The sequence below is a fragment of the Anaerolineales bacterium genome (assembly GCA_022866145.1).
Classification (GTDB): Bacteria; Chloroflexota; Anaerolineae; order Anaerolineales; family E44-bin32; genus PFL42.
This window is the reverse complement of the sequence record JALHUE010000273.1, coordinates 17539-27918: the sequence shown is the minus strand read 5'-3', so window position 1 is coordinate 27918 and position 10380 is coordinate 17539. Positions and strand designations below refer to the sequence as shown.

The following is a 10380-nucleotide window of genomic DNA, read 5'->3' as shown; positions in this document are numbered from 1 at the left end:
GGACACGATTCCCAGCTGGCGGCGGTAGGCGCGCAGGTTAAAGGCGCGCAGGTCATGCCCATCCACCAGCAGCCGCCCGCCCTGGTACTCGTAGAAGCGGGCGATCAGGCGGGCGATGGAGGATTTCCCGGCGCCGGTGTGTCCGACCAGCGCCACTGTCTGGCCGGGGGGGATGTGCAGATCGAAGCTCGAAAGCACGGTCACGCCCTTGCCGTATGAGAAATCCAACTGGTCGAACGTGATCTCCCCGCGCAGAGGCGGCACCGGAACCTGGTCCAGCTGCACCACCGCCGGCTCGGCATCAATCAGGGCGAAGATGCGCTCGGCAGCCGAGAGGCCACCCTGCACCTGACTCCAGAACGCGGTCAGATTGAGCACCGGAAACCAGAAGCGATCCATGCTGCTGATGAACAGGTACCAGGCGCCGACGGTGATGGCCCCAGCCGCGGCGTATAACCCGCCAACGTACAGCACGATGGCGACGGCAATGCCGGCGAGGCCGTTCAGCACGGGGAACACAACAGCCAGAACGAAACCGCGTCGCAGGTTGATCCGATAGCTCTGCCGGTTCACCCGGTCGAACTCCTGGTAGATGGCCGCTTCCTGGCGGAAGTTCTTGGCCACCAGGATCCCGCTGACGGCTTCCTTGACCAGGCCATTGACGCTGGCCATGGCCCGGAAGCCCTGACGGGTGACCATCCGAGCCTGGCGCCGAAAGAGCAAGGACACCAGGAACACGACCGGCAACATGGCCAGCAGCCAGGGAATCAGGCTGGGCTCGATGCGCACCAGCACGACAAATAGGACCAGCGCTTGGAGGATCTCGCTGAGCAGGTCGGTGACCAGGACCACAACCTGGGCGAATTCGGAAGTGTCGGAGGTGATACGGCTGACGACCTTGCCCGAAGCGAGGTCGTCGTAGAAGGACAGATCGTGATCGGCGGCGGCGGCGAAGGCGTTGCGACGCAAGGCCAGCATCACATCGGCGACGGCCCGGCTGGTCAGCCGCCGCCGAACCCAGTTGGCGCCCCAGATCACGACGCCCAGCGCCAGCACGAGCAGCGGCAGCACGATCACCCACGGCCCGCTCCGCTGGGCGGCCATGGCGTCCACACCCAGGGCGGCCACGATCGGCAGCAGTGCTCCCGCCAGCGAGATCAGCAGGATCATCACTACCGACAGGGCCAGCGCCCGGGTGTGGGGGCGGAAGTACACCAGCATCCGCTGTGCCAGCTCGCGGTCGCGGTAGGTGCGATCGTAGGATTCGGCGTCCAGGCCCTCGAAGAAGCTCACGCGTTCTCCCGCAGCGAGGGGCTGAAGATGCGGCGATAGGCCTCGGAGGCGGCCAGCAGATCCGCGTGTCCACCGCAGGCCACCAGCTGGCCCTTGCGCAGCACCAGGACCAAATCCGCCCAGCGGATCTGAGACAGGCGGTGGGTGATGATGAGGGTGGTACGCCCGGCAGCTGCCCGGAAGATCGCCCGCTGGATCTGGTCTTCGGTGGCGCTGTCAATCGACGACGTCGAATCGTCCAGCACCAGGATGCTGGGGTTGGTCAGGAAGGCTCGCGCCAGGGCAATCCGTTGGCGCTGGCCTCCCGACAGGGTAACCCCACGCTCACCGACGACGGTCTGATAGCCTTCGGGCATTGCGGCGATAAACTCGTGCGCCTGAGCGCCGCGGGCAGCGGCCTCGATCTCGGTCTGGCTCGCGCCGGGTCGCCCGAAGGCGATGTTCTCAGCCACCGTGCGCGAGAACAGAAAGACATCCTGCTCGATGATCGAGATCTGTTGGCGCAATGACTCCAAGTCCCACTGGCGAACATCCACGCCATCCACTTTCACCGATCCCTGGTCGACGTCGTGGGTGCGGTTGAGCAAGCGGATCAGGGTGCTCTTACCCGAACCAGTCTGACCGACGACGGCAATTGTCTTGCCCGGCGACACATGGAAGCTGACTTGCTGCAAGCCGGAATGCTGACCCTGGTGGGCGTACGATACGTCCTCGAAGGTGATCTCGCCACGCATTGGGCGGGCCAACCCGCCGGGGTTGCGATCAAGCTCGGTCTCGCGGGTGATCAGCTCCAGAATCCGGCGGGCGCTGGCCATCCCCAGCGCCACCTGAGAGTAGGCGTACAGCGAAACGAAAGTTGGGAACCCGAAGAGCTGGATCATGCCGAAGAATCCCACCACCTGTCCAACGTCGAGCACACCCCGTTGGAAGAGCAGCAACGACTGGAGCAATGCCGCCGCCTCGGCCACCCCCATCAGCAGCAAGGGCAGGAAGCGAGCCTCAACATCCCCCTGGCGCACAAAGGCATTGCGGGAGTTGACGGCAAAGGATCCGAAGCGTTCGACCTCGGCGGCCTCCTGGGCATGCCCCTTGACGACCTCGATGCCGTCCAGCGCCTCCGCCAAGTGGGTATTCATGCGTCCGAATGCCAAGCGCGAATCCTCGGCGATCGGCCGCAGCTCGGCCAGGTACTGCCAGAGCGAGAGGGCATAGGTCAGGATGAACAGGGCCGGCACAAGAATGAGCGAAGGATGGTAGCGGGGCGCCAACAGCAGCGGGGCCAGCAGAAAGTTGGCCGAGCCGATGACTAGGTTGAGCCCGGGGCTGAACATCAGGTTGACCTCGCGGACATCATTGGTGGCGCGAGCCATGGTGTCGCCAACTGGCTGCAGGCTGTGGAAGGTCATGCTCTTGCCCAGCAGGCTGAGATAGAGCTCGTCGCGGATCTCCCGCTCAAGCCGCTGGCCGATCATCTCGGCGCTGAAGTTGCGGGCCAACTGCAGCCCGCCCCGGATCACCTGGGAGACCGCGATCAGCAGGGAGATTCGCAGCAACAGGCTGAGGTCGGGCGGAGACTGCAGGACGGCGTTCAAGCCCTGGCCGATGAGCATGAACATCACCGCCGCCAGGATGGCGTTGCCGAAGGCGCCGGCCAGCAGGACGACGCCCAGCCAGGCGTGGCGCCCGACATGCCAGCTGATCCAGCGCAAGGGAGATCGCCGGTCGGATCGCGCCGACTGCGGGAGGCTGAATTCTGCGGTGGTCATTGGATTGGCCGGTCCCGGAGAGATCGAGAGCAGGGCACCGAGCGAACAGGATACCATACCCGCCGGCGACCGGCGCCTCGCTCCGCCGGGTACAGTTGCCTCCAACCGCAGGTTGGCTGGCCCGAAGCACGGAGTGACAGCCGGCCTGCCCCCGAAACGAGGCCTGGCTTGAAGCGAGCTGGGAGCGCCTGACCGAGAATCCCGGCGCGGGCGTTACCCTGGCGAATCAAGACAGCGACCTGCATGCAGAAGCCGGAGGCGGGCAGGCCGATCAGACCGCCGCGGCCGGCAGGCTGAGGCGATCGTCAGTCAGGCGCCGCCGCAATCCGCATCAGAAACTCCGCCTCCGATCAGCGACAACCCGGCCCCACCAGCCGAGAGTGCGACGGCCATGGCTTCGCTGAGCAGGACGCCCACGCCTCCTCTACGGTGACCCAGACCGCTCCAGCCGTGCGGGGCTGCGGCCTTCGTCAGGGATGTCACCTATTCCGATGAGGCAGAGGTGTTCCTGGGCGCCTCGTTCACCAAGACCTGGCGCTTGAAGAACGTCGGGACCTGCACCTGGACCTCGGGCTACGAGCTGATCTTCGACAGCGGCGATCGCAGGTCGGCGCCCGATTCCCTCACCTTGACCGGCGGCGCCGTTCCCCTGGGGGAAACCGTCGATGTCTCCGTGGGCCTCAAGGCCCCGGGCGAGGCAGGAACGTACCAGGGCTACTTCAAGATCCGCAATCCGAGCGGAGTTGTGTTCGACATCGGGCCGGCAGCCTCGGGTGCTTTCTGGGTGAAGATCAAGGCCACTAAGCTGTTATTGCTGAGGCTGACGCTCTTCATCCTGCCGATCGGCACGATCTTACCTTGAGGGTCAGGGGCAGGGCACTCGCTTCGTCGGCGTGGCAGCCGGCCGGCAGCCCTCCGCAAGGGATCCGGCGCGGTCGATGCTTATCCCCAAGGCATCCCCGGCCTCACTCCGGATGCCCCTTCGCCGGAGGCCTCCCCGCCAAGGCACTCCGGCTCTGCCCTCCGTCTCGATCCCGGCCCGGGGGGGGTGGGGAGTTGCCGCCGGGAGGAGGCGGGTTTCGATGGCGGCTCAGCTGGAGCCTTCAAGGCCTGCCGGGGAAACCTGGCCGGTGGTGCGCTTGGCGGATTTCTGGCACAATCATCGGCGTGCTGAACCGGTCGGGTGGCGCCGGCCGCGGCCCAGATCCTGCATCGCCCAAGCGCGCCGGCCTGCGCTCGGCTGTGCCAGCCTTGAGGTCGCCTCGCAAGGGACCCCCCTGGCAAAAAGGAGAAGGATGATGAAGAAGCCCTCGATGTCTGCCGTCAGTCTGCTAGTGGTTGCCATGCTCTTGTTGGCTGCCTGCAACTTCCCCGGCTACCAGGCTGCCCAGGGTGACCCGGTGGCGACGTCCGCCGCCGCCACGGTCGATGCCGCCCTGCAACTCACCCAGTTGGCGGTCACGCTGGTGCCGCCGACCCTGGTCCCGACGGTGCCGCCCCCGACGGAGGTGCTTGCCTCACCGACCCCGCCGCCGCCGACAGCGGTGCCGCCGACCGCAACCCCCTCCACCCCATGCAACGCCGCCTCGTTCGTGACCGACGTCAACTACCCGGACAGCACCCAGGTCGTGGTCAACACGAATTTCACCAAGACCTGGCGGTTGAAGAACGTTGGAACCTGCAGCTGGACTTCCGGCTACAAGTTGGTCTTCGACAGCGGGGATCGGATGGGGGCGCCGGACTCGGTGACGCTGACCTCCGGCACCGTCGCCCCGGGCTCGACTGTCGACGTCTCCGTCGACCTGACGGCGCCCAACAGCTCCGGGACCTACCAGGGCAACTTCCGCCTGAAGGAACCGGGCGGGGTGCTGTTCGGTATCGGTCCTTCCGCTGCCAATTCATTCTGGGTGAAGATCAAGGCTGTGACCGCGGCTTCGATCAAACCCGATCTAGTGGTCAAGAGCATCACGCTCGATCCTGAGTCTCCCTTTATGAGCCAGTCCGTGTCGGTCAGCGTCAAGATCAAGAATCAGGGCGGGGAGATCGCCAAAGATTTCACGGTCAAGTGGTGGCCGGGCGAAAGCTATCCCTCCGCTGCCTGCAGCTGGGACGTCGACGATCTGGAGCCGGATGACGATCAGACCCTGAACTGCACCTACGTGGGCTATCCGAGCTGGTATTCGTCGATTAACACCAAGGCCGAGGTCGACACCGACGATGATGTCGACGAGAGCGACGAGGGCAACAACGTCCGCATGAAAGAGGTCGTAGTCAAGAACCTTTGATCCAACGGCAGCAAGCGGCCCGGGCCTGAGGTGTCGCCGGTCCTTGCGATAGATACCCCGGGCTGCTCAACGCACGCGGTCCGGGCAGACCGGACCTCGATCGACAACAACCGGATGGGGCGGCGCGCCGCCCCATCCGGTTGTGCTTGACTTGGCCAGGGGGGAGATTAACCGATCCTTGCCTCCCCGCAAGGGGAGCCTACCACCCGCCGAGAACCAGGCGGTAGCGGGTGGCCTGGGTGGACTGGTGATAGCCGGGGAGTTCATCGATGAGCACGCGGTCTTCTCGCGCCGTGCGCCCGGCGAGGACGAGAATCACAACGGCTCCCGGCAGGAACGCCCAGACCGCGACCAACAGGTACGGCAGCCCAAGGGAGGCGAGGATGCCCCCCGCGTAGGACGAAGACGCATGCTGCGATAGGGCCCCGTGGTGACTACCTGTTGACCCCAGTCAGCCTGGATTCGGACGACAGCAGACAAGCAGCGGTTGCTGAGCATCGCCCAGGTGCCCAACGCAGTTCCGCCAACCACGCAGGCAAGTCCTATGACCTGCACCGTCTCGGGGAGGCCCGGAGGCCAGTCGAACCGATGATCCGACCTCGCGCCAACGGCCACGGCCGCCGGCACCCCCTGCCCGATCACCAGGACCAGGCTGCGATCCCCTCGCTTGACTGCTTGGGCTTGGATGAAGCCGCCGCGCTCAACCAGCAGATCTGGGTGTCGGGTGCGGAGGGTAAAGGTCAGGAGCAGCAAGACGTGCACCCAGCCCATCGGCCAGCGAAGCGTGCCGGCACTTGCGAAGAACAGTGCGGGAGCCAGGACCAGGGTTGGCAGCATACCCAGCCCGCCTCCCAAGCGGTTCAGCCGCGGTGGGAGGTTGGAGGAACGGAGGCGCGGTGCTCAGGGGACCGGGCTAAAGCTATTCCTCGGGTGAAGCGGGGCAATCCGCCCGAACCGACGGGCGTCAGAGCGGTTCAAACCGGGCCGTGAAGTGCCGCAGCAGCTTCGGTTCGTGCACGATCCGGTAGCCAGGCACCTGCTGGCGCCGCTCTACGATCCGCCGGACCGTTTCCGCCACAGCATCCAGATGGGCCTGGGTGTACATCCGGCGCGGCAGCGCCAGACGGACCAGCTCAAGCGGCGGGTAGCGCATCTCGCCGGTGACCGGATCCGGATGGGCGAAGGCGATCGTGCCCAGCTCGGCGGTCCGTATTCCCCCCTCCAGGTACAGCTCGACCACCAGCGCCTGCCCCGGGAGCTGATCTCGATCCAGGTGGGGGAACAGTGCTCCGGCATCAATGTATACGGCGTGGCCTCCGGGTGGCTGGACAATCGGCGCCCCGGCTTCGATCAGGCGCTCGGCCAGGTAGGCGGTCTGACCGAGGCGGTAGGCCAGGTAATCCTCGTTCAGCCCTTCCCACAACCCGATGGCCATGGCGTCCAGGTCGCGGCCGGCCAGCCCGCCGTAGGTCGGGAAGCCTTCTCGCAGGATCAGTTCACTGCAGGCGCGCTCGAACAAGTCGCTGTCGTTCATCGCCAGGATGCCGCCGATGTTGACGATGGCATCCTTCTTGGCGCTCATCGTTGCGCCGTCTGCCAGAGCGAACATCTCTTGCGCGATCTCCAGCACCGATTTGTCGGCGTAGCCCGGTTCACGCAGCTTGATGAAGTAGGCGTTCTCGGCGAAGCGGCAGGCGTCGATGAAGAACGGGATCCCGGCCTGCCGGTAGATGGCGCTGACCGTCCGGATGTTTTCCATGGACACCGGTTGCCCGCCGGCGCCGTTGTTGGTTACCGTGATCATCCCGAGGGGTACCGCCCACGATCCTCGGTCCTGCAGAAAGGTCTCCAGCTTCGCCACGTCGAGGTTGCCTTTGAAGGGATGCAGCGAAGCTGGGTCGCCGGCTTCGTCAATCAAAAAGTTCTCCGGACGGCCCCCCCGGGCCAGGATGTTGGCCTGGGTGGTGTCGAAATGCATGTTGGACGGCACCGACCATCCGTCGCGGGCGAACAAGGCGCACAGGATGTTTTCCGCTGCCCGGCCCTGATGGGTGGGCACGAAGTGGGCGAAGCCGAAGATCTGCTCGATGCTCTCCTGAAGGCGGAAGAACGAGCGAGCGCCGGCGTAGGACTCATCGCCGATCATCATCGCCCCCCACTGATGGTCGCTCATGGCGCCCGTTCCGGAGTCGGTGAGCAGGTCGATGTAAATGTCCTCGGCCCGCAGGCCGAAGGCGTTGTAGCCGGCCGCCCGCAGGGCCGCCAGGCGCTCAGCGCGGCTTGGCAGGCGGATGCTCTCGACCATCTTGATGCGGAAGGGTTCAGGGGGGTAGTGCGCCATTCTGTCCTCCCAAGGAAGCTATCCCAGTCTAGCACCGGCCTTGGGCAGGGAAAAGGCGCGAGTGTCCTGGGGGTGTGTTATCTTCAGTCTTGGGGAACGGAACGGCCAGCGCACGGGGAGGTGCCATTCGTGGAATCGCATGCCGCATCTCCGGCGGTGGAACCGGTGCAGGTGCTCTGCCTGACTCTGGGCCCGGTGCAAACCAACACCTACATCGTCGGCGACATTTCGAGCCGAACGGCGGTGGTGATCGACCCTGCCTGGGATGGTGCCCACATCCATCAGCAGCTGGACGAACGGGGTTGGAGCCTAGCGTCGATCTGGCTGACGCATGCCCACTTCGACCACTTCGGCGGCGTGGCGGATCTGGTGCGGCTTTCTCCCGGCCCGCCAGCCGTCGCCCTGCACCCGCTGGATCAGGCCCTCTGGCGGTTGAACGGCGGCGCGGGACTTTTCGGGATCCCGGCCTTCGACCCCGGGCCTGAGCCCGGGGTCGACCTCTCCCATGGGATGCAGTTGCAGTTCGGAAGGCGGGCCTTCGAGGTTCGACACGCGCCTGGACATACCCCCGGGCACGTCATGTTCTACTGGGCCGCGGATCGGCTGCTGTTCTCCGGAGACGTGATCTTCGCCGAGGGGGTGGGGCGGACGGATTTGCCGGGCGGCAACTGGGAGGCCTTGCTTTCAAGTATCCAGTCGCAGGTCCTCACCCTGCCGGACGACGTCACGATCTACTCGGGGCATGGGCCGGCCACGACCGTCGGCCGCGAGCGCCGTTCGAACCCCTTCCTCCACCTGACCTAGCCCGGCTGGACGTCCCTTTGGGGGGCACCCGGAACCCACCCCGGTGATCGGCGGGCCGCTCCGGCCTCCTCCGAGGCGGCCGCAGCCTTGACCGCCGACGGGCCCGACCCGGCCCAGGGGCTGAGAGTAGAACGACTCGCGCCGCCTGGCGTCGCGGTTGCGGGCAGCACGGCCGGCATGCCCAGGTGGGTTGCGACGGGAATCCCGGTCCACCGAGGCAAGTTCAACGGGTCCGGCTACGGGTGGCCCGGGCTGCCGGGCCCGCCGGTGTCTAGTCCTGCAAGTAGGCTTGCAGCCAGCCGAGGAAATCGCGTACCCCGCCGGTCGGCTCACTCGGGGCCATGCCAACGATCTCGAGTTGGTAGGGATAAGCCCCACCGCTGTCTTCCGGCAGGGCCCCCGCGACCCGCACCGAGCGCACATCGCCGGTGAGCGCGGACTGCGGCAGGATGCCCAGGCCGGCCTTGTCTTCCGCAACCAGGGCCGCGCCCTTGGCCGGCGTCAGGAACAACCGGGCGTTGGGTGTGATTGGCCGGCCGCGCATCGTTTCCTCGGCAAAGGCCGCCCTCAGGTCATCCCCGGCAAACGGAACATAGATTTGGACCGGCGTTTCCCGGCCCTGGACGTCCGCCCAGGACACGGCCTCGCCGCTGAACAACCGCTCCAGGTCACGCAGGCTGAAGCCGCGCCCTGGGTTGTCCGGGTTGACGACGACCGCGATCCGTTCCTTTCCCACCGAGGTCGCGAACCAACCTTCAGGCGGCTCGGCGGCCGCGAACAGCAAGGCAACCTGGCCTCGGCGCAGCTTGTCCTGCCCGGCTTCGAGCGGCATGACCGCGAGGTCGAAAGGTGGGAGACCGACCTGGTCGCGATAGGCCTCGACCCAGCTGCGCACGATGGGTTCCAGTCCGGGTGTGACGGCCACCCACGGTGGGAGGTTGGGCGTCGGCGGCGGGGTGGCAGGGCCGCAGGCGCCCAGCAGGGCCAGGCCGCCCAACCCCAGGATCGCCAATCTCATCCGCGGCACCGAAGTGCGCCAGGACGGCGTGGGGAGTCGCACCGGCCTACCCGCGCACCAGGCTCAGCACCAATCCCGCCAGGCCGACGGCGGCGCAGTACACGGCGAAGGGCGTCAGGCTCCGCCGGGCGAGGTAGCCGAGCAGCCAACCGATCGCCAGGTAGCCGACAATGGCTGCGGTGGTGAAGCCGGCCAGGAGAGGGCCGATTTGTTGGCTACTCGACGAGGAGCCGGCCAGGTCGAGGCCGGCGACCAACCCGGCGGCGACCATGACCGGGATCGACATCAAGAACGAAAAGCGGGCTGCTTCTGGCCGGAACAGGCGACGCAGGATCCCGGCCGAGATCGTCGAACCCGAACGCGAGATCCCCGGGAACAGGGCCAGAGCCTGGGCGGCACCGATCCACAGCGCGTCGGCCGAGGTGACGGTCTTCAGGCTGCGCTCCAGCCGAGCGAGGCGCTCGGCCCCGGCCATCATGGCGGCATTGAGCAGCAAGAAACCGCACACCGCGGTCGGCGAGGCAAAGGCCTGCTCCACCAATCCCTTGAGCATGAGCCCGGCCAGCCCGGCCGGAACGCTCGCCAGCACGATCATCCACCCAAGCCGGGAGTCCGGATCCGTCAATAGCTGTCGCCGGCGCAGGCCTGCCCACATAGCCCGTGCCATGGCCAGCAAGTCCCTGCGGAAGTACAGGATGACGGAAACCAGCGTGCCCAGCTGAACCAGCACATTGAAGACGAAGGCAGACTCGGTTTCGACCGTCCACCCAAGCAGCCAGGGGACGAGGACAAGGTGGGCCGAGGACGAGATCGGCAGGAACTCCGTCAGGCCCTGGACGATTCCGAGGACGACTGCCTGCAACCAGGTCATCG

At 66.4% G+C, this 10380-nt stretch carries 8 protein-coding genes; 3 read left to right on the top strand and 5 right to left on the bottom strand.

The window, feature by feature from the left end; genetic code table 11:
- Positions 1-1293 (bottom strand): ABC transporter ATP-binding protein/permease (locus MUO23_08555; GenBank protein MCJ7513007.1); only part of this gene is annotated, 1293 nt, incomplete at its 3' end.
- Positions 1290-3002, bottom strand: coding sequence for an ABC transporter ATP-binding protein/permease (locus MUO23_08550; protein ID MCJ7513006.1), 1713 nt, complete (start codon positions 3000-3002; stop codon positions 1290-1292). The genes MUO23_08555 and MUO23_08550, both read right to left, overlap by 4 nt.
- Positions 3003-3561: 559 nt before the next feature.
- Between MUO23_08550 and MUO23_08545 the strand changes: the two genes are divergently transcribed.
- Both MUO23_08545 and MUO23_08540 read left to right on the top strand, forming a co-directional pair.
- Positions 3562-3921, top strand: coding sequence for an NBR1-Ig-like domain-containing protein (locus tag MUO23_08545; GenBank protein MCJ7513005.1), 360 nt, complete (start codon positions 3562-3564; stop codon positions 3919-3921).
- Between the two features lie 436 nt (positions 3922-4357).
- Positions 4358-5344: an NBR1-Ig-like domain-containing protein gene (locus MUO23_08540; GenBank protein MCJ7513004.1), complete on the top strand. Its 987-nt coding sequence runs from the start codon at positions 4358-4360 to the stop codon at positions 5342-5344.
- A 964-nt stretch (positions 5345-6308) separates the two neighbouring features.
- Here the strand turns inward: MUO23_08540 and MUO23_08535 are convergent.
- Positions 6309-7685, bottom strand: a complete 1377-nt coding sequence (locus MUO23_08535; GenBank protein ID MCJ7513003.1) for a tryptophanase — start codon at positions 7683-7685, stop codon at positions 6309-6311.
- Positions 7686-7814: 129 nt separating this feature from the next.
- On the opposite strand from MUO23_08535, the gene MUO23_08530 reads away from it, so the two are divergent.
- Positions 7815-8489 (top strand): MBL fold metallo-hydrolase, encoded by a 675-nt coding sequence (locus MUO23_08530; GenBank protein MCJ7513002.1) that lies wholly within the window; start codon positions 7815-7817, stop codon positions 8487-8489.
- A gap of 271 nt (positions 8490-8760) precedes the next feature.
- Here the strand turns inward: MUO23_08530 and MUO23_08525 are convergent, their stop codons facing one another.
- Together MUO23_08525 and uppP are read right to left on the bottom strand one after the other, a co-directional pair.
- The gene (locus MUO23_08525) at positions 8761-9507 is read right to left on the bottom strand and encodes a LysR substrate-binding domain-containing protein (GenBank protein MCJ7513001.1); all 747 of its coding nucleotides are present in this window, start codon (positions 9505-9507) and stop codon (positions 8761-8763) included.
- 46 nt (positions 9508-9553) lie between these two features.
- A complete protein-coding gene (uppP, locus tag MUO23_08520) occupies positions 9554-10378 on the bottom strand; it encodes an undecaprenyl-diphosphatase UppP (protein ID MCJ7513000.1) in 825 nt (274 codons plus the stop codon).
- Positions 10379-10380: the final 2 nt, after the last annotated feature.